At 62.3% G+C, this 19,261-nt stretch carries 15 protein-coding genes and 3 tRNA genes; 6 read left to right on the top strand and 12 right to left on the bottom strand.

Annotated features, from left to right (window positions below):
* Positions 1–68 precede the first annotated feature (68 nt).
* Both AAFP32_RS16620 and AAFP32_RS16615 read left to right on the top strand, forming a co-directional pair.
* Entirely contained in the window at positions 69–1,490 is a 1,422-nt protein-coding gene (locus tag AAFP32_RS16620; protein ID WP_350270065.1) for a hypothetical protein, read from the top strand.
* Positions 1,462–3,381, top strand: a complete 1,920-nt coding sequence (locus AAFP32_RS16615; RefSeq protein WP_350270064.1) for a PDZ domain-containing protein — start codon at positions 1,462–1,464, stop codon at positions 3,379–3,381. The genes AAFP32_RS16620 and AAFP32_RS16615 overlap by 29 nt, the downstream gene beginning before the upstream one ends.
* Before the next feature lie 161 nt (positions 3,382–3,542).
* On the opposite strand, the gene AAFP32_RS16610 is transcribed toward AAFP32_RS16615, so the two are convergent.
* Both AAFP32_RS16610 and AAFP32_RS16605 read right to left on the bottom strand, forming a co-directional pair.
* Complete coding sequence (locus AAFP32_RS16610) at positions 3,543–4,142, bottom strand: hypothetical protein (protein ID WP_350270063.1); 600 nt, start codon at positions 4,140–4,142, stop codon at positions 3,543–3,545.
* Positions 4,143–4,299: 157 nt separating this feature from the next.
* A complete protein-coding gene (locus AAFP32_RS16605) occupies positions 4,300–5,055 on the bottom strand; it encodes a pyrimidine reductase family protein (RefSeq protein WP_350270062.1) in 756 nt (251 codons plus the stop codon).
* Between the two features lie 153 nt (positions 5,056–5,208).
* Here AAFP32_RS16605 and AAFP32_RS16600 point away from each other — a divergent pair, with 153 nt between their 5' ends.
* On the top strand, positions 5,209–5,574 hold the full coding sequence (locus tag AAFP32_RS16600; RefSeq protein ID WP_350270061.1) for a DUF488 domain-containing protein: 366 nt from the start codon (positions 5,209–5,211) through the stop codon (positions 5,572–5,574).
* A 47-nt stretch (positions 5,575–5,621) separates the two neighbouring features.
* Here AAFP32_RS16600 and AAFP32_RS16595 read toward each other — a convergent pair whose 3' ends face one another.
* Positions 5,622–5,831: a DUF5808 domain-containing protein gene (locus AAFP32_RS16595; RefSeq protein WP_350270060.1), complete on the bottom strand. Its 210-nt coding sequence runs from the start codon at positions 5,829–5,831 to the stop codon at positions 5,622–5,624.
* Positions 5,832–6,021: 190 nt separating this feature from the next.
* Between AAFP32_RS16595 and AAFP32_RS16590 the strand changes: the two genes are divergently transcribed.
* Together AAFP32_RS16590 and AAFP32_RS16585 are read left to right on the top strand one after the other, a co-directional pair.
* Complete coding sequence (locus AAFP32_RS16590; RefSeq protein ID WP_350270059.1) at positions 6,022–6,699, top strand: TetR/AcrR family transcriptional regulator; 678 nt, start codon at positions 6,022–6,024, stop codon at positions 6,697–6,699.
* The gene (locus AAFP32_RS16585) at positions 6,696–7,943 is read left to right on the top strand and encodes a Cmx/CmrA family chloramphenicol efflux MFS transporter (RefSeq protein WP_350270058.1); all 1,248 of its coding nucleotides are present in this window, start codon (positions 6,696–6,698) and stop codon (positions 7,941–7,943) included. Before AAFP32_RS16590 ends, AAFP32_RS16585 begins: the two co-directional genes overlap by 4 nt.
* Here the strand turns inward: AAFP32_RS16585 and AAFP32_RS16580 are convergent.
* On the bottom strand, positions 7,926–8,528 hold the full coding sequence (locus tag AAFP32_RS16580) for a dihydrofolate reductase family protein (protein ID WP_350270057.1): 603 nt from the start codon (positions 8,526–8,528) through the stop codon (positions 7,926–7,928). The genes AAFP32_RS16585 and AAFP32_RS16580 overlap by 18 nt on opposite strands.
* Before the next feature lie 140 nt (positions 8,529–8,668).
* On the opposite strand from AAFP32_RS16580, the gene AAFP32_RS16575 reads away from it, so the two are divergent.
* Positions 8,669–10,042, top strand: a complete 1,374-nt coding sequence (locus tag AAFP32_RS16575; protein ID WP_350270056.1) for an NAD-dependent succinate-semialdehyde dehydrogenase — start codon at positions 8,669–8,671, stop codon at positions 10,040–10,042.
* 163 nt (positions 10,043–10,205) lie between these two features.
* On the opposite strand, the gene AAFP32_RS16570 is transcribed toward AAFP32_RS16575, so the two are convergent.
* The 8 genes from AAFP32_RS16570 to gyrB form a co-directional block, all read right to left on the bottom strand.
* Positions 10,206–10,278: transfer RNA gene (locus tag AAFP32_RS16570), tRNA-Ala, on the bottom strand.
* A gap of 204 nt (positions 10,279–10,482) precedes the next feature.
* The gene (locus tag AAFP32_RS16565; RefSeq protein WP_205676734.1) at positions 10,483–11,265 is read right to left on the bottom strand and encodes a potassium channel family protein; all 783 of its coding nucleotides are present in this window, start codon (positions 11,263–11,265) and stop codon (positions 10,483–10,485) included.
* An 80-nt stretch (positions 11,266–11,345) separates the two neighbouring features.
* A complete protein-coding gene (locus AAFP32_RS16560; protein ID WP_420883375.1) occupies positions 11,346–12,851 on the bottom strand; it encodes an MDR family MFS transporter in 1,506 nt (501 codons plus the stop codon).
* Positions 12,852–13,097: 246 nt separating this feature from the next.
* Positions 13,098–13,173: transfer RNA gene (locus AAFP32_RS16555), tRNA-Ala, on the bottom strand.
* Between the two features lie 152 nt (positions 13,174–13,325).
* A tRNA-Ile gene (locus AAFP32_RS16550) sits at positions 13,326–13,399 on the bottom strand.
* A 217-nt stretch (positions 13,400–13,616) separates the two neighbouring features.
* Positions 13,617–14,471, bottom strand: coding sequence for a DUF3566 domain-containing protein (locus AAFP32_RS16545; RefSeq protein ID WP_350270055.1), 855 nt, complete (start codon positions 14,469–14,471; stop codon positions 13,617–13,619).
* Entirely contained in the window at positions 14,468–17,026 is a 2,559-nt protein-coding gene (gyrA, locus tag AAFP32_RS16540) for a DNA gyrase subunit A (protein WP_096146181.1), read from the bottom strand. The genes AAFP32_RS16545 and gyrA overlap by 4 nt, the downstream gene beginning before the upstream one ends.
* 109 nt (positions 17,027–17,135) lie before the next feature.
* Positions 17,136–19,133, bottom strand: coding sequence for a DNA topoisomerase (ATP-hydrolyzing) subunit B (gene gyrB, locus AAFP32_RS16535; RefSeq protein WP_350270054.1), 1,998 nt, complete (start codon positions 19,131–19,133; stop codon positions 17,136–17,138).
* Between the last annotated feature and the right edge of the window lie 128 nt (positions 19,134–19,261).

Below are 19,261 nucleotides of genomic sequence, written 5' to 3'. Positions count from 1 at the left end.
ACCATTCTATTGGTCAGGGGCCGCATGGGCCGCGTCACCTCGGCGCCCAAGCTTGTAATGTGGGTCACGTGACTCAGTATTCTTACCTCCGGTACCCGCACATCCACGGTGATCTCATCACCTTCACCGCCGACGACGACGTCTGGATCGTCCCGTCAGCTGGTGGGCGCGCATGGCGCCTGACCTCCGATCATGTCCCAGTCCGCAGTCCGCGGATCTCGCCGGACGGAACGCATATCGCCTATGTGTCTTTCCGTGATGGGCACCCTGAACTCATGCTCGCCGAGGTGGCCTCCGGGGCCCTGCGACGGCTGAGCTGGTTGGGTGGAACGACGACGACGATGCTCGGGTGGGCAGATGAACGTCACATTCTCATCGGGTCCAATGCCGGTGAGTTCGAGGTCCGCAATCATGTTGTGAAGTCCGTTGACCTCGACGGCGGCGTCGAACGCCTGTCGCTGGGTCGGGCCTCTGGGTTGGACCGGCACCACTCAGGTGTCACCGCTCTGTCCACACCGTTCAGTCGTCCGCCCGCACATTGGAAGCGCTACCGCGGCGGCACCGCGCCCAGGCTGTGGCTCGATCGCGTCGCCGACGCCTCGGGAACTGGTGCCCAGTGGCAGCGCCTGCTGCGTGAGGAAGAGGCATCGCTGACCGATCCGATCTGGGTCGGTGACTCGCTGGTCTTCACTTCGGACCGTGCCGCTGCCTTCCCGGATCATGCGCATGAGCAGGCCAATCTGTGGATCTGGGACGGTCTGGCGACACAGACCGGGACCAGGGGATCGGATCAGGCCGCGGCCGGTGAACCTCGGCAGCTGACATTCCAGACCGAGGCCGAGGGCTATGTCCGCGATGCTACGACCGATGGAACCCGCATCGTGTGGCACAGCCACGGGGAGATACGCATCCTCGACAGCCTCGACGCGCAGATCAGAACCCTGAACGTGGTGCTTCCCGGAACCGGAGTGCAGCCGCTCCATGTCGATCCCACCTCCAGCACTTTGAATATCGTCCCAGATCACGGCGGCAACGCCTCGGTGGTGGAATGGCGCGGAAAGACCTTCTGGCTGGCCCATCGCGAAGGTCCTGCACGGGCGCTGTGCGCGGATTCGTCGATCCGCACCCGTGAACCCGTCGTCCTCGGGCAGACCGGGCTCGCCGCGTACATCACCGATGTCGAGGGCGAGGACTCGATCGAGGTGCGGGCGGTCTCCGCCGACAAGCCGCCTCGGCGAATCGGGGCCGGAGCCCTGGGACGTGTCCTCGACATGGCCTCCGATCCGGCGGGGAAGACCTTGGCCACGATCTCCCATGACGGCAGCATCCGCCTCGTCGAGGTCGGAAATGGCAGAACCCGACTCGTCGGGCATTCGGGCTTCGGGGAGGCCAGGACCCCTCGCTTCTCTCCGGACGGACGCTACCTCGTGTGGTCGCAGCCGACCCAGGGTGGAACGGCTGATGCTCGTCGACACCAAGTCCGACCATGAGGGTCAGGCGCTGACTAGCGGGAAGTTCAATGACTTCTCGCCGGCATTCACAGCCGATGGCAAATACCTCGCGTTCCTCTCGGACCGGACCTTCGATCCCTCCTACAATCAGCATTCCTTCGACCTGTCGTTCAACGGTGTGACCAGGCCGTGGCTGCTGCCGCTGAGTTCAACCGAGCCCGCACCCTTCGGGCCGAGTGCCAGCGGGTGGGCGATCAGTGAGGTCACCGATGAGACTTCGAAAGCGGACAAGGCGAAGGCTGAGAAGACCGTCGTCACCACGGAGGTCGACCTGGCGGGAGCAGAGGAGAGGATCGTGGCGTTCCCGGTCTCTTCTGGTGTCTTCCGCAATCTGAACGCTGCCGAGGGCGGCGTCCTGTGGATGCGCACCGGTGATGCCGAAGACGGTGAGCTCGGCGACAAGCACTCCGGCGACGCCGGTGAGAAACCGGGCGAAATGGTCCAGTACTTCGACTTCGCCAAACGCAAGGTCTCCACCGTCGTCGACAAGGCCGATGACTATTCGGTGACCGGTGACGGCAAGCTCATCATCGTGACCAACGATGGCGGTGTCGCGGTGCGACCGGCCACCCGCAAGGTCGAAGCCGATGACGACGATACGGTCTCCGTGGACCTCACGCGTCTGCGGTTCGAACTCGATCAGCGGGCTGAATGGCTGCAGATGTTCGAGGAGAACTCCCGAATCATGCGCGACCACTATTGGCGTGCGGACATGAACGGGGTGAACTGGGAAGGTGTGACCCTGCGCTGGCGCCGAGTTGCCGCGAAGGCGCTGACCCATGACGACCTCGTCGACATTCTGTGGGAGACCGTGGGCGAGCTCAACACCTCACATGCCTATGTGCTGCCGTCCAGCCCACCCGGTGATCAGGCGAAGAAGCTCGGCTTCTTGGGTGCGGATCTGGAACGGACTGGGCAGGGCTGGCAGATTGCCCGCATCCTGCCCGGTGAGAGCAGTGACCCAGCCGCCAGGTCACCACTGCGCCAAGCCGGCGTCGGAGCCCGCGACGGTGATCTCATCGTCGCTGTGGGCGGTCAGCCGGTCGACGAGGTCCGCGGCCCAGCCGCCCACCTGGTGGGAACGGCGGACTCGATCGTGGAGCTCACCCTGCGGCGGGGACGCAAGGATCGCGTGGTCGCGATCATTCCTCTGGCGAATGAGGAGAAGCTGCGCTACCAGGACTGGGTCCGCTCCCGGCGCGAGTACGTGGCGGGAAAGTCCGGTGGCCGAGTCGGCTATGTCCACGTCCCCGACATGATGGCCGGTGGTTGGGCTCAGCTCCACCGTGACCTGCGGCAGGCGATGTCCGCCGAGGGCGTCATCGCCGATGTCCGGTTCAACCGGGGTGGTCACACGAGTGCCCTGGTCGCCGAACGCTTCGCGGACAGGGTCATCGCCTGGAACGCGTCCAGGAGCTACGACACGATGCTTCCCGACCCGGAAGATTCCCGCCGTGGTCCGGTGGCCTTCGTAGCCAACGAGTTCTCGGGCTCCGACGGTGACATCATCAATGCCCGCGTGCAGGCCAAGGGACTCGGCCCTGTCATCGGAGTCCGCACCTGGGGCGGAGTCGTCGGCATCGACGGTCGCTACGATCTGGTCGACGGCACCGGCGTGACGCAGCCTCGTTATGCCTTCTGGCTCGAGGGCAAGGGCTGGGATGTGGAGAACTACGGCGTCGAGCCGGACATCGAGGTCGAGCACGATCCCTCGCAGCTGTTCAGCGACGATGATCTGCAGCTCGACCGTGCCATCGCCGAGGTGCTCGCTGGCCTGGATGCTGTACCCGCGGCCACCGCCCCGGACTTCCCTGCCCCACGAGTGCAGTCATCGCCGCAGGTCCAGGCCCCAGGTACCCCGACGGACTAGTACCGGCCAAGGTATACCGGCGACGGCGCCCATGCGGTTCTGCCTCCGGCGCGATCTGCTCGTCATAGTGGACTCGCGTTCGATTTCGCCCGAGATTTCGAACGCAAGTCCACTATGACGCTCGCGTGGGGGCGCTCGTCCGGCACTCGCGCAGCGGCGTCTCAGCGTTCGTCGACTGCGACGAGCGCCCAGAGGCCGAACGCCAGGAGGACGAATCCGGGAATGATTCCACCCAAGATCGGGATGAACGCTGGGATCGAGGCGAAGAAGGCGATGAAACCGGCTATCCCGCACAGGGTGACGACCGTAGCGAGAATGTGGAACCGATTGAGTTTGAACACGTGGCCGAGAGCATAGAAGTGGGTGCCGACAACGAATGCCACCCAGGCCACGCCGAGTTCGGGATGCCCGAGACCGCTCAATAGGCGCGTGCCGCCGAAGAGGGCGAGCGCTTCGACCCCGACGATGATCCAGTAGCTGCGTCCGAAGGGCACGGCCCTGCCAGGCGAAACCTCATCCTGCCCCTCGGCTGAATTCGCTGAGGAGATCTGAGCGCGCTTCATCCGGCCCAGGGAACGCATTGCGAAGAAGGCGATGGCGGCGAATGCCGCGATTCCCATGACGAGAACGAGGATGCGGCCGAGGGTAGAGAACGATGCACTGTCGACGATGAGGAACACCAGGCCGAATGCTCCACCGATCAGGGAGCCGATCTCCGCACCGGCAGCCGGCTGCGGTCTGGTCTCGCGAGCTTGAGTCATCACTGTCCTGTCGAGTGTGCACGGGTACTACGGCCACCGATCATGCGATCATGCGCGACTGCGGGATCACAGGGCTCGGTTCTATACTCACATTCTTGCATCCCGACACGGCTCGTCCCTACGACTCATCCCCACGGCTCGTCCTTACGGCTCGTCCCTACGACCCTGCCGGACGGTAGAGCAGATAGAGAAAGCCGTCGTCGGTGCCGTAGAGGGTCTTCAGCTCGAGTTCGACCGGTGGATCGAACCGGGCACCGTGCAGGATCCTCGTCTCGGTCCCGGCGACCAAACTCGGGCTTCGGGTCAGACACAGTTCGTCGATGCCTCGCGCCTCGAGCAGGTCGGTGAACAGCTGCGGTCCACCGTCGCACACGATCCGGGCGAATCCACGCGACCGGAGTTCAGCGATCGTCGCGCTCAGGTCAACGGAGGATTGACCGGCCACGATCACCTCGGCGACCTCAGCAGCCTGTGCACGTGCCTGAGCTGGTGCGTCTGCGCGGGTGATGAGGATGGTCCGGGCAGACTGGGGAGCCTCGGTGAACAGCGCGGCTGAGAAATCGAGGTCCAAGCTGGCTGAGACCACCGCCATGGGTGGTGTGGGGCTGCGGTTCTCGCGCAGCTGCCACCATTGCGGATCGTCTTCGGCGGGACCATAGACCTCGGTCCTGGCAGTGCCGGCGCCGACGAGGATGACGTCTGCCAATGCTCGGTTGAGGGCGAACAGCTGCTTGTCGATGTCATTGCCCAGGCCTCCGGCGTGACCGGCGATGGTCGCGGCCCCATCGACCGAAGCCACGAACACTGCACGCACCCACTGGTCACCATCGCAGGGAAATGCCAGGGCCTCTGACAGTTTCACGCCCTTGGCCTGGTCGGGGAAGAGCCGATTGATCCTCGGAATCTCAGTCATCGCCGCCTCGCATCAGCACACTGGTGTTCAGGCGTCGAGTCTACGCTCGAACGGGTCACGAAGGGGTCCGAGTATTCTCGCCTTGCCTCTGACTTCTTCTGTCTTAGACTGAAATCAGGACCACACCAGCACCGCAGAATGAGGAGGACGAACATGTCAGAGAAGCATCAGGTCCAGGTTCGTCGGATCTACGATGATCCGGTCAACAGCGACGGCACTCGCGTCCTCGTCGACCGCATCTGGCCGCGCGGGGTCAGCAAGGATAAGGCTGAACTCGATGATTGGCTGAAGGATCTCGCTCCTTCGACCGATCTGCGCAAGTGGTATTCACACGATCCCGATAAGTTTCAGGAGTTCTCCCGGCGCTACCGGGAGGAGCTCAAGGACGATGACCACGCCGAGGCTCTCGCACAGCTGAAGGACTACGCAAAGAAGGGCAAACTCACCCTTTTGACCGCGTCAAAGCGCGACGACATCAGCGACGCGACAGTACTCAAGAAGGTTCTGGACAAGAAGTAGCCGCCCGTTCGACCCAACGGGGCCGTGACCCACGCGGCTGATCTGGCTCAGAAGAAGATGCCCCACACCAGGAGAACGATGACGATGATGAGGAACAGCAGCGACCAGGGGCTGCCGTAGTTGAGCGACCAGCCGATGCCGAAGCGCTTCGGTATCAGGAACGATGGGTCCTGGGGGCAGAAGTAGAAGATTCCGAGCTTCCAGTTCGCATCATCGTCGCGAAGCTGTCTTCGGCGCTCTTTGCTCACTGGACTCATGTGTGTTCCTTTCTTCACCGCGGATAGTTCGCCGTGGGTATCTCACCCGGGATAGTGCCATCGTTCCTTGCCGCCACGTTACACCTGCTGTTGATGCCCGGCGGCTGTTGACAGACGGTGTCAGCATTCATCCGATGATGTTCCGAGCACTTATTGGACAGTTGTGTCCAAAACAATTTAAGCTCTTTCCATGGGCAGGAGGAAGACCTTCGACGAGCAGGCGGTGATCAACACTGCCATTGCCGTCTTCAGCGAGCATGGCTACACGGGCACCGACGTCGGCCTGGTCTGCGAGCGTGCGAACATCGGCCGCTCAAGCTTCTACAACACCTTTGACAGCCTCGATTCGCTCTTCCTTCGGGCCCTGCGTGACTACACCGCGAGAGGAATCCCGGCCCGGGAGGAGCTGCGCACAGGAACAGCACCGGCCCCGACGCTCATCATGCACCGCCTCGGCGGGGAACTGGCCAAACAGTGCGAGGACGACTCACGGGTCGGGTGCCTGTCGGCAAACACTGCGGCCGAACTCGGCCGTGAGGTCGATGCGGTGTGCACGATCCTCGATCCCGATCACCAGGCCTGGTTGGAGTCGTATCGGTTCGTCCTGGAACGCGGGCAGGTCGAGGGCCACATCCGCTCCGAGCTGGATGCGAAGGTGCATGCGGAGCTCATCCACAGTGTGCTCGCCGGGCTGAGGATCGCCGCTCGGGTCATGCCCGCAAGCAATGTCCAGTCTCAGGCGACCGCGTTCATCGAAGGACTGTGCACACCCGAGGGACTCAGGGCACTTCACGACCACACGGCACCCCACACATACCGCCGCAATTCTCCCGGACACCTCATCGCAACCGAAAGCAGCGCACAGTGACGACTTCGACTCCAACGAGAGTCCGTGTCCCAGCCCAGGTCTACCTCCTGGCAGCGGTGATCTTCTGCCTCGGCACCAGCGAGTTCATGATCGCTGGGATCCTCGAACCCATCAGTGCCGATCTGCGGGTCGGCATCCCGCAGGCAGGCCTGCTCATCACCGGATTCGCTGTGGGAATGATCGGCGGAGCACCGGCAATGGCGCTGCTGACGCTCACGCTGCCGCGTCGGGCGACGATGATCATCTCGATCATTGCGTTCACCACTCTGCACATCCTGGCCGCGCTGTCGCCGAGCTATTCGATCCTCATGGTCACCCGTGTCCTGGCGGCCGTCGCCTGCGGCGGGTTCTGGGCCGTGGCCGCTGTTCATACGACGCGCATCGCCCCCGCAAAGGTGCAGCGTCGTGCCCTGGCCAGCCTCGTCGGCGGTCTGACCGTTGCGAACCTCGTGGGCGTTCCCGTGGGCACCTGGGTGGGCACGCAGTACGGATGGCGGGCGACATTCTGGGCCGTCGCAGTCGTCACTGCTCTCGCCGCCGTCCTCATCGGGTTCACAGTTCGCAACCCGACCGACGAGGAAACCGGGTCGAACCAGCATCTGCCCACTCTTCTCAAGGCCGAGCTCGCCGCATTCAAGGGACCGCGAATCTGGTTGGCTCTGGCAACGACCGCGCTGTTCCAGGCGTCGGTCTTCGCCGCCTTCTCCTACTTTTCGCCCCTGCTCACTCAGGTGGCGGGGCTCTCCCACGACCTCGTCCCCGGAGTTTTGGCAGCCTTCGGCATCGGCGCCTTCATCGGAGTCGTCGTGGGCGGACGCTTCGCCGATAAGAACATCTTCGGCAATATCATCGGCAGCCTCGCGGCCTTGGCGCTCAGTCTCTTCGCCCTGTGGCTGGTGGCCGACACCGGCTGGGCGGCGATCGTCATGATCGTCCTCATCGGCGCCAGCGGCTTCTCGATCGCGGGGGCGCTCAACGCCCGCGTATTCCAGATCGCCACTCAGGCACCGACACTGGCCGCCAGCGTGAACACCTCGGCGTTCAACGTCGGCAATGCCATCGGGCCAGCACTCGGCGCCGGCGTCATCGCACTCGGCTGGGGGTTCAAGGCCCCCGTCGTCGTCGCGATCCTCCTCGCCCTGGCCTCCCTGGTCCTCGTCGCGGTTGCGATCCGGGTCGAACGAGTCTGGAGTGCTCGTATCGGTGTCGCGAGGTTCGAACAGTCCTCAGACGCCATCGCCTGAGCGGGCGTAGCGCAGCAGGGTCATTCCACCGGGAAAGGCTCGCACCTCGGTAGTCGTCCAGATCTCTTTGTCGAAGTCGGACTCAACGCCCCAGAGCGGCACACCCGCTCCGAGGGTGATGGGACCGAGTTTGATGATGAGTTCGTCGATCTCAGCACGCAGGCTCGAAGCCAGCGTCCCTCCGCCGACGAGCCAGATATCCTTCCCCGGCTCACCTTTGAGCTCCCGAATCCGCTGCACGGGATCGTCTCTGACGATTTCGACAGCGGAGCCGGGGACCGAATCGAGCGAGGCAGAGACCACGAGATGACGCAGATGCGGGTAGGCATCCGGTAGTCCGGCGGCAAGACCGATCGCAAAGGATCCTCGGCCCTCGACGACCGTATCGAAATGGTGTCCGCGTCCCGTCACGCCCAGCGCCTCCCTGGCGGGGCCCGGCAAGGTCTCCGGATACTCCGTGCGAATGAAGTCGATGTAGTCATCGGTGATCGGCCACCAACTGCTCGGATCGCCTCCATCCGGGCCGGCGATGAAACCATCGATGGAGACTGCGACGAAATAGCACAGTTTGCGTTGGTGGGACATCGTTGCTCCTCGGCGTTTCTGAGTCACTTTAGTCTCTGCGAGCCAGAGCGAGTTTGAGACCGACTTGCCCTTGTGGAATGCGCACGTCATTCTTCTTGTTGAGACTACAAAGTCGATTCCTACGCGCGAGAGGACGTTTCATGAGCAAGTTCGCAGTCACAAATGCCAATACCGGTGAGGTCGAGGAGGAGTTCGCCTCCGTCGCCAAGGAAGACATCCCCGGCTACATCGACCGTGCCCACGAAGCTCATCTTGCGTGGAAGGAGACACCGTTGCACGAGCGCGGCGCGATCCTGCGCAAGTTCGCTGACCTCGTCGATGCCAATGCCGATGAGATGACCGACATCATCGGCCGTGAGATGGGCAAGGTCAAGAAGCAGGGCCTCGGCGAGGTGGACAAGGTCGCTCGTACAGCACGGTGGATGGCCGATAACGCCGAGACTCACTTGGCTCCCACACATCTGGCTGCCGCAGGCGCAGCCAGCAGCTACGTCCGCCACCAGCCGCTGGGTGTTCTGCTGGGCATTATGCCGTGGAACTTCCCCTATAACCAGATCGCGCGTTTCGTGCTGCCCAACCTCATGGTCGGCAATGCGATCATCATGAAGCAGGCCTCGATCTGCCCGAAGTCCTCACAGTACTTCGAGGATCTCCTCACCGAGGCGGGTCTGCCCAAGGGCGTCTACCAGAACATCTACCTCGACAGCTCTCATGCCGAGGAGGTCCTCAAGGACTTCCGCGTCAAGGGCTTCTCACTCACCGGCTCCGAGGGTGCGGGTGCCTCCGTGGCCTCCATCGCCGCCAAGTACTACAAGCGCGCCGTCCTCGAACTCGGCGGCAACGATCCCGCCGTCGTCCTCGATTCGAAAGATGTGCCGGCACTGGCCAAGAAGCTTGTCGGCCTGCGTCTTGCCAACGCCGGTCAGGTCTGCACCTCACCCAAGCGCATGATCGTCGTCGATGATCTCTACGACGAGTTCCTCGCCGAGGCCGTCAAGGCCGCCGAGGCAACGAAGGTCTCGACCTACGATGATCCGGACGTCGGCATGGGACCGGTCTCCTCCGAGGGTGCTCGCGATGAGATCGTGGCCATGATCGAGAAGGCTGTGGCCGATGGCGCCACACTGCACACCGGCGGGAAGAAGCTCGACCGTCCGGGCTGGTTCATGTCCCCGGCTGTGATCTCCGACATCGACCCGAAGTCCGATCTCGGCTGCAATGAGCTCTTCGGGCCAGCGGTCATGGTCTACCGGGCCAAGGACGAAGAGGATGCGCTGCGTCTGGCCAATGACACCGAATACGGCCTCATGAGCTCGGTGTGGACCGATGATCTCGAAAAGGGGCAGCAGTTCGGCGCCAAGATCAACGCCGGCATGACGCTGATCAACTCCCACATGGAGTCCGGTCCCGAATACCCGTTCGGCGGCATCAACCGCTCGGGTTACGGTCGCGAGAACGCCCAGTGGGCATTCCAGGCGTTCACGAACGAGCACCTCATTCGCGTCCATGCTTGATCTGTACAGGTTCCGAGCAGGCTCTGGTCTGCTCGGAATCGACGCGGAACCACCGCCCTGACTCATGTCGGGGACAGAACACAGACAAAGATCCCGCCGACAGCGTCCATATCGCTGTCGGCGGGATCTTCTTTTACGAGTGCTGTCTCAATAGCTTCTCGAGTGGAGGTAAGGGGACTCGAACCCCTAACCCCCTGCTTGCAAAGCAGGTGCGCTACCAATTGCGCCATACCCCCTCAGAGCACAGGCCGATATTACCCGCTTGAAGCGGTGCGTGCGAAATCGGCTGTGGTCCACAAGCAACGGCAAAGACCTGCGAAGACCCCTCCAGGCCCATCTACACGCGCTCGGCACCCCGACCTCGGGGCCGGTGTCGGCAATCTTCGTAAACCCCTCGTTTTCAGACAATCACCCGTGGCCCGAGCAATCACCGAAGATTCTTACGCAGGGTCGCTATATGTCGAGTCCTCGAATCGATCACCGGTGTGCCTCAGCGATTCCGATCCTGTCTGCGCCTGCCCGCCGATGGTTTCGACCTGGAGTGTCAGTGCCGCGATCGACTCCTCGAGGGCATGGATGTGGGCGACGGTGGCTGATTGGTTCTCCTCCGCATCCGTCGATACCTTCTCGACGATCCAGGAGGCCAGCGTGCCGGTGACGACGCCGAGCAGAGCAATCCCACCCAGCATGAGGCACACAGCGAGCATCCGGCCCAACCCGCTCATCGGCGCCATGTCCCCGTAGCCGACGGTGGTCACGGTGACGAAGGCCCACCAGATGGCGTCGGGGAAGGAATTGATCGCCGATTCGGTTCCGCGTTCGGCGTCGAGGACGGCGAGTGCAGCGGCGTAGACGAGCAATGCTGACGCCGAAGCGGTGTAGATGAGGATCTTCCCGCGCACGGCGGTGCCGACAGTGCGGTTGAGGATGTGCAGGACCGTGATGGCGCGCAGGACTCGCAGGGGCCGCAGCAACGGCAGGGCGATGACGGCGAGATCGAAGAGATGGTGACGAAACCAGGCCCAGCGATCCTCGGCGAGCCAGAGGTTGACCACGTAGTCGATGACGAAGACGAGCCACGTGATGATGACCAAGGCCATAGCGAGTTGGGCATATGTGCCGGTGGGCGCTCCGATCACCTGCCAGCTGTAGGCACCGAGGAAGGTGAGCGCGGCGACCACGAGTGGCCATTCCATAATGTGCTGCCAGCGTTTCGAATTCACGCCGACGACTCTAGTTCAGGTCGTTGCCACAGCGCCACACGTGCAGATGGGCAGGAACCTTGGGTCAACTCATCCTCAGATTATGTGGCAGGTGTCTCCGGAACCAGGGGGACCTCCTCGGCGGGGGCGGACTCCTGGTCTTCGGGCTTCTTGATGAAGAACGCCAGCACTACGGGCACCAGGGTGATGGCTGTGGCCAGCAGGAACGCATTGTGCGCTCCCGGCGCACCCGACTCCGCCACGGAACGTCCTGCGGCCTCACCCGAATGCAGGGCAGAGGAGTAGATGGAGATCAGAAGTGCGGTTCCGGCAGCTCCTGCCACCTGCTGCATGGTATTGAGCGCCGCAGATCCGTGCGAATAGAGTTTCCGGTCCAGTGAACCCAGCGAGGCGGAGAACAGGGGTGTGAACGACCCGGCCAGCCCCAGTGACATGACCGTCTGGATGACGACGAGAACCCAGGTGGGTGTGCCCACGCCGACCATGGAGTAGGCGAACATCGATGCAGCGATCATGACCGATCCTGGGATCAGCAGAGTCCGTGGGCCTCGTGCGTCGTAGATGCGGCCCATCACGGGAGCAAGAACGCCCATCAGGATGGATCCGGGCAGAAGGACGAGACCCGACTGCGTGGCGTTGAGCCCGGCGACGTTCTGCAGGTACAGCGGAAGCAGGGAGAAGGTACCGAACATGGCCAGTGAGACGACGGCCATGATGATGACTGCGATGACATAGTTCTTCGCGGAGAAGACGCGCAGGTCCAGCAGCGCCCGATCGTCCTTCTGCAGCATCAGCTGTCGCCAGGCGAAGAAACCCAGGAAGACGAGTCCCGCAGCGATTGCAGTCCACGCGAAACCGGTGGTGGAGCCGCCCCCATCGTGGCCCCCACCGAACTGGCTGAGGCCGAAGACGATGCCGCCGAAGGCGAGGACCGAGAGCACGACGGAGACGATGTCGATCGGCGCATGGGTGCTCTCACCCAGATTGGTCATCCACTTGGCGCCGAAGCCGAGAGCGATGAGCGCGATGGGGAGGACGATGGCGAACAGCCAACGCCATCCTAGGGAATCGAGCACGATGCCCGACATCGTCGGACCGATTGCGGGAGCGAGCGAGATGACCAGGCCGACCCGACCCATCATCCGACCGCGCGAGTGGGCAGGGACGACATTCATGATCGTTGTCATGAGCAGCGGCATCATGATGCCGGTGCCCGCAGCCTGGACGACGCGTCCGACGAGCAGGACGGTGAAGCCCGGAGCCACGAGACAGATCAGGGTGCCAGCTGAGAACAGAATCATTGCTGCCAGGAAGATCTGACGGGTGGTGAAGCGCTGCAGGAGGAAACCGGTCGTGGGAATCACGACGGCCATGGTGAGCATGAACGCGCTGGTCAGCCACTGACCGAGCTCCGGGGGGATCCCGAGGGCAACGTTGAGCTCGGGGATCGCGATGGCCATCGTCGTTTCGTTGAGGATCGCTACGAAGGCAGCCACCAGAAGCAGCCAGATCACCCGCATCCCCGCAGGATTGATGGACTCAGTCCGCGAATCGTTGGGACGGGAGGGTGAGGTGTCGCTGGACAAAGAGGATCTCCGATCGAGTGATGTGATCAAGGGCCGAACTGGCGTCTGCAGCCATCTGCCCCGGAAGGCGAGTGCGAGTTCGGAAACTGCGAACGACACTCGCGGATGTAGCAGACAACGATGATGAGGGCGGACTTATTCCGAACAGAGAGCGAAAAGAGACCGGAAGTGGAGAGAGTGCGGGGCACGAGGGAAGTTCTTCACAACGAAGGCTCCGGACCGATTCGGTCCGGAGCCTTCGTCATCTGGTGGAGGTAAGGGGACTCGAACCCCTAACCCCCTGCTTGCAAAGCAGGTGCGCTACCAATTGCGCCATACCCCCCAAACGGCATTCACCTTCACACCGAGTCGGTGTGTTCGGACCATTCGGCTTGGGCACTCTGATTACTGTGCCGCCACCGGAAGAAAACTCCGAGTCCCACAAGCGTGAGACCACTGAGAATCCACTTCTTCATGATCCTCCTCGAAAGGATGTGGGCCTACCTGGACTTGAACCAGGGACCTCTTCGTTATCAGCGAAGCGCTCTAACCGCCTGAGCTATAGGCCCTTTTCAGGGGGTGAACCCGAAGTAAAACGATACCCAACGGGTCATTCCAACACAAATCGGCCGACAGTGACTCGCCTCACATGACCTCATCATACTCTGCGATCCTCCCCTGAACCGCCCGACGGCGGCTCGGAATTCCCAGACTGGGATTCCGAGCCGCCGCCAGGTTCTGGGAGCAGGTAGGAGCACATAGCACCGAAAGAGGCTGCCGCAGGTCTCAGTCGTCGGTCAGTGTCAGATGGAATCCACCCGCGATGAGGGATCCGATGTTGTAGATGAACGCACCGAGAGTGGACAGGGCAGTCATCAGGACGATGTTGATGACTGCGATGATGAAGCCGGCGGCCACAACTCGTCCGAAACCGAATATCCCGACGATCTTCTCGGCCGATTCCGCGCCGGCAACTTCGGAGATCGTCGTTTCCAGACCGCTCATGACGCCCGTGGCCTGGAGGACGACCCAGAGCACGATGAATGCCACGATGGTGGCGATGCCGATGGCCACTGACATGAGGAACGACATCTTCATGACCGACCATGGGTCCACCGCTGACACAGTGAGGCGAACCGTTCGCGGGCCCTTCTTCTTTTTGCTGCCTTTGCCGCTGTCGACCATGTTCTTGACGCCCATTTTCACGCTGCCGGAGCTGGCGCGAATGGTGTTGGACGCTGATCCCATCCCCGAGGTGGCCGGACCACTTCCGGACGCTGAGTTCTGCGAACCGGTTGCCTGACTCGAAGGCGTCGAGCCACCGGTGGAGGTCCCGGCAGAGGGCTGCCGGCCGGAGGCCGAACCGGCTGAGGACTGACCGGCCGAGGGAGCCTTGCTCGGCTTCGGCGAGGCCTTGGGCGTAGGGGGAGCAACGACTCGGGTCTTATCGGGTGCAGCACCCGATTCACCCGATCTTGCCGATCTATTCGAGCCCGCCGATTCGCCGGAGCCGCCCGGGTCATCGGAGCCGGAAGAATGATCAGCCTTCTCCCCGTCCTTCGACGATCCTGCTGTCAAGCGGGTGGAGCCACTGGACGTGCGTATGATCTTGCCTGAGCCTGGCTGTTTGTTCTCGCTCACTCTTCCACATCCTCGCTGCCGGTCTGAGGCTCTACGTCCTCACCTTCCGGTTCCTCAGCTTCTTCGTCAAGTTCTTCGACCACGGTCTCGGGTCCACGCGTTACAGCGATAATACGATCATTCTTGCCCGGTTTCGCGAACACCACACCCATGGTGTTGCGTCCCTTTGCCGGAACTTCATCGATATTCGACCGTACGATCTTACCGCGTTCCATGACGACAAGGACTTCTTCTCCCTCATCGACGATCAGTCCGCCCACCAAGTCTCCGCGCTGCTCCGTGATCTTGGCAACCCGGATTCCCAGGCCACCACGGCCCTGCAGACGGTATTCATCGACCGGAGTCCGCTTCGCATAGCCACCCTCTGTCACAACGAAGACGAAGGTGTCTGGCTGGATGACGTCCATGGTCAGCAGCTCGTCATCGCCCTTGAACTTCATTCCGGTCACACCGCCGGTGACTCGGCCCAGGGGGCGAATCGAGTCGTCGTCGGCTGCGAACCGGATCGACATTCCCTTGCGGGAGATCATCAGAAGGTGGTCCTCGGAGCTGACGATCCGTGCGGAGACCAGCTCGTCTGGCTGTCCCTTGTACTCACGGAGGTTGATCGCGATGACGCCGCCTGTGCGGTTCGAGTCGTACTCACTCAGACGGGTCTTCTTCACGACACCGGACTGCGTGGCCAGGATGAGGAAGTCGGCTTCTTCGTAGTCTCGGATGGAGAGCACCTTGGCGATCGTCTCACCCGGCTGCAGAGCGAGCAGGTTCGCCACGTGCTGACCCTTGGCATCCCGTGAACCTTCTGGGAGCTCGTAGGCCTTGGCCCGGTAGACGCGACCGGTGTTCGTGAAGAACAGCAGCCAGTTGTGTGTGGAGGTGACGAAGAACTGCTCGACGACGTCATCTCCACGCAGGTTTGCGCCCTTGATGCCCTTACCACCACGGTGCTGTGCCCGGTACAGGTGATTCTGGGTGCGCTTGGCGTATCCGCCGCGGGTGATGGTGACGACGACCTCTTCTTCCGGGATCAGGTCTTCCATCGACACATCTCCGTCGAATCCGGCCAGGATCTTTGTCCGGCGGTCGTCGCCGTAGCGTTCGACGATCTCATCGAGTTCTTCCGACACGATCTCACGCTGACGGGCGGGAGTCGCGAGGATGTATTTGAACTCGGCGATCTGCTGCTCGATCTTGTCTGCCTCTTCCTGAATCTTAAGGCGTTCCAGGGCGGCGAGGCGGCGCAGCTGCAGATCAAGAATGGCATTGGCCTGAATCTCATCGACCTCGAGGAGCTCCATCAGACCTGTACGAGCTTCATCGGAAGAGGGTGAACGACGGATCAGAGCAATGACCTCGTCGAGGGCATCGAGTGCCTTGAGGTAGCCACGCAGGATATGCGCGCGCTCCTCGGCCTTGCGCAGACGGAATTCGGTGCGTCGGACGATGACTTCGATCTGGTGCTTGACCCACAGGCGCAGGAACGAGTCCAGACTGAGGGTGCGCGGCACGCTGTCGACGATCGCCAGCATGTTCGCTGAGAAGTTCTCCTGCAGTGACGTGTGCTTGTAGAGGTTGTTGAGCACGACCTTCGCCACCGCATCGCGCTTGAGCACGATGACCAGACGCTGTCCTGTACGTCCCGAGGACTCGTCACGGAGGTCCGCGATGCCGGCGACCTTGCCGTCTTTGACGTAGGAGGCGATCTTCGCGGCCAGGGTGTCGGGGTTGACCATATGCGGCAGTTCCGTGACGACCAAGCACGTGCGTCCCTGGATCTCCTCAACCTCGACGACAGCGCGCTGCGTGATCGAACCGCGGCCGGTCCGGTACATGTCGTCGATGCCCTTGCGGCCCAGGATCGTCGCAGCCATTGGGAAGTCGGGGCCCTTGACGATGCCGAGCAGCGCCTCCAGTGCCTCTTCCTTGCTGACTTCGGGGTGAGCGAGAAGCCACTGAGCCCCGGCCGCGACCTCACGGAGGTTGTGCGGCGGGATGTTCGTGGCCATACCCACGGCGATCCCCGAGGAACCGTTGACCAGCAGGTTCGGGAACCGCGAGGGCAGAACCGTCGGCTCCTGGTTGCGGCCATCGTAGTTGTCCTGGAAGTCGACAGTGCCCTCTTCGATGTCCCTGACCATCTCAAGGGCCAAAGGAGCCATCTTGCACTCGGTATAACGCGGGGCGGCAGCGCCGTCATCACCCGGTGAGCCGAAGTTGCCCTGTCCGGCGACGAGCGGGTAGCGCATTGTCCACGGCTGCACGAGGCGGACCATCGCATCGTAGATCGCCGTATCGCCGTGCGGGTGGTACTGGCCCATGACGTCGCCGACGACGCGTGAGCACTTCGAGAAGTTGCGGTCCGGGCGGTAGCCGCCGTCGAACATCGCGTACAGCACGCGCCGGTGGACGGGCTTGAGTCCATCGCGGACATCCGGCAGGGCGCGGCCGACGATCACGCTCATCGCATAATCGAGGTACGACCTCTGCATCTCCAGATTGAGATCAACCTGTTCGACACGGTTGATTTCGGTTCCGATATCGTTTTCGTCAGCCAATGTGGGCTCTTCCCTTGTGTCTTAACCCGCGCAGCACGGCGGTGAATGAGTTCGTGAGAGTCTGTATGACCGTCGGCTCTCGACAGTGGTCGAGAACCGACGGTGAGGATCAGATGTCGAGGAAGCGAACGTCTTTCGCGTTCTCTTGGATGAAACGTCGACGTGAATCCACGTCATCGCCCATGAGCACCGTGAAGATCTCGTCCGCCACGATCGCATCGTCGAGCGACACCTGCTTGAGCAGCCGGTGGTCAGGATCCATCGTGGTCTCCCACAGCTCCTCGTAGTTCATCTCGCCCAGACCCTTGTAGCGCTGAATCGCCATGTCCTTGGGCAGCCGTTTGCCGGAAGCTCGTCCGGTTTCGAGCAGGCCGTCGCGTTCATTGTCGGTGTAGGCGAACTGATGAGGGGCGTTCGACCACTTGAGCCGATACAGCGGAGGCGTGGCCAGATAGACGTAACCGTGCTCGATGAGCGGCTTCATGTAGCGGAAGATCAGGGTCAGCAGCAGCGTCGTGATGTGCTGACCATCGACGTCCGCGTCGGCCATGAGCACGATTTTGTGGTAACGCAACTTGTCAAGATCGAACTCTTCGCCGATACCCGTGCCGAAGGCGGTGATCATGGCCTGGACCTCGTTATTGTCCAGAGCCCGGTCGAGTCGGGCCTTCTCCACATTGAGGATCTTGCCGCGCAGCGGCAGAATCGCCTGGGTATTGGGATTGCGCCCCTGCGTTGCCGAACCGCCGGCAGAGTCACCCTCGACGATGAAGACTTCCGAGATCGTCGGGTCTTTGGACTGGCAGTCCTTGAGCTTGCCGGGCATGCCCGAGGATTCGAGCAGTCCCTTGCGCCGTGTGGCCTCGCGGGCCTTGCGCGCAGCCAGTCTCGCCTGGGACGCCTGGAGCCCCTTGCGAACAACGTCCTTGGCCTGAGCCGGATTGGACTCCATCCAGTGACCGAGCTCATCGCGGACAACACGCTGGACGAAGCCCTTGACCTCTGAGTTGCCCAGTTTCGTCTTCGTCTGGCCCTCGAACTGCGGATCGCCGAGCTTGACCGAGATGACTGCGGTCAGACCCTCACGGATGTCGTCACCGGTGAGGTTCGCATCCTTCTCCCGCAGGAGTTTCTGTTCACGAGCGTAGTTGTTGATCAGTGAGGTCAGTGCCGTGCGGAAGCCCTCTTCGTGCGTACCGCCCTCATGGGTGTTGATGACGTTGGCATAGGTATGGACCGATTCGCTGTAGGACGTCGTCCATTGCATGGCGATCTCGAGTGAGAGTGTCTCTCCGGGTTCCTCAGACTCGAAGACGATGACATCCGGGTGGACGAGATCGGCCTTCTTCGTCGCATTCAGGTACTGCACGTAGTCGAGCAGACCGTGTTCGTAGTGGTACGTGGCCTCACGCGGTTTGGCGTCTGCCTCTTCGTCATCGTCGATCTGGACGTTGTCATCATCGATCTGAACGTGCCGTTCATCGGTCAGGCTGATCTTCATACCCTTGTTGAGGAACGCCATCTGCTGGAAGCGGGCACGCAGGTATTCGTACGAGAAGTCGGTGGTCTCGAAGATCGTCGAGTCCGGCCAGAAGGTCACCATCGTGCCGGTCTCGGAGGTCTCGTCGCCACGGGTGAGCTCACCCGTGGGCACACCCTTCTCGAAGTTCATGTTCCAGACATAGCCATCGCGCCGGACCTCGACATCAAGACGTTCGGACAGCGCATTGACCACTGTCGAACCCACACCGTGCAGACCGCCGGCCACGGCATAGCCACCCCCGCCGAACTTACCGCCAGCGTGCAGAATGGTCAGGATCACCTCGACGGTGGGCTTGCCCTCAGTGGGGTGCATCGCCACCGGCATTCCGCGCCCGTCATCGACGACTCTGACACCGCCGTCGGCGAGGATCGTCACCTCGATGTGAGAGCAGTACCCGGCCATCGCCTCATCGACGGAGTTGTCGACGATTTCCTGAACCAGGTGGTGGAGACCACGTTCCGAAGTCGAACCGATATACATGCCAGGTCGCTTGCGAACTGCTTCGAGACCCTCAAGTACCGTAATATCCCCGGCATCGTAATGGGGTAGATCCTCGGTCGTCATATGACTCCTAGTGCGGGTGGGCGCTAACAGCTACCTATTCTACCGCGCCGAGACCGGAAATGCCCGTAAGCGGCCCATTAAGGTACATTTGCGGAATTTTGAAGCCTCAGATGTACCCCCGGGCACGA

Origin of the sequence: Brevibacterium sp. CBA3109 (genome assembly GCF_040256645.1) — a bacterium.
GTDB classification, from domain to species: domain Bacteria; phylum Actinomycetota; class Actinomycetes; order Actinomycetales; family Brevibacteriaceae; genus Brevibacterium; species Brevibacterium koreense.
The sequence above is the reverse complement of the archived record's forward strand: the minus strand, read 5'-3'. Positions and strand labels throughout refer to the sequence as shown.